Consider the following 550-nt stretch of genomic DNA (forward strand, 5'->3'; position numbering starts at 1 on the left):
TCATCCGCCAGCACTCCGCCGACCACATCTGGACCTGGTCACGATGGCGACGCCGCCGCCAACACCAAGCACGCCTATCCCACTACCGACGGCGCGGACACCCACACACCTGAGTGTCGTTGCAGTACTAGGACTTTGATCGCCTGCCCGGATCGCCACCGCCGCCACACCTCCTCGACCTGAGCTTCGGTCAGCGGGGTTCTCTTCTCCGACAGCGGTCTGCTCGAGGCCATCGCGCATCACATCCCTTGTTCACCAGGAACAATCCCAGTGTTGCGCTAACCCATTGAGACCACACCTAACAACGGGCGGCCCGAGCTTCTACGGGCCGCCGCCCGCTGTCACACCCCGAAAAACCGGGGCGATGTCTCATCCAGCCGGACCAGAATGATGGGCGGAGCAGTGGCCCCGTCCGGCGCTTCCAGCGTGAGCTTGGTGTCGCGCTGGGTCGTCGTGGCCAGGAACTTCAAGAACCTCGTCAACTCGTCGAACTTCGCCGCCGAATCGATCGCCTCGGCGGCGAAACTGAACTCGATCTCCTCGAGGTCGT

At 63.5% G+C, this 550-nt stretch carries 1 protein-coding gene; it reads right to left on the bottom strand.

Annotated features, from left to right (window positions below):
• Positions 1 to 341: 341 nt before the first annotated feature.
• Positions 342 to 550 (bottom strand): hypothetical protein (locus tag IU459_RS37515; protein WP_195134306.1); only part of this gene is annotated, 209 nt, incomplete at its 5' end.

This window comes from Nocardia amamiensis (genome assembly GCF_015477605.1).
In the GTDB taxonomy this organism is placed as follows: Bacteria; Actinomycetota; Actinomycetes; order Mycobacteriales; family Mycobacteriaceae; genus Nocardia; species Nocardia amamiensis_A.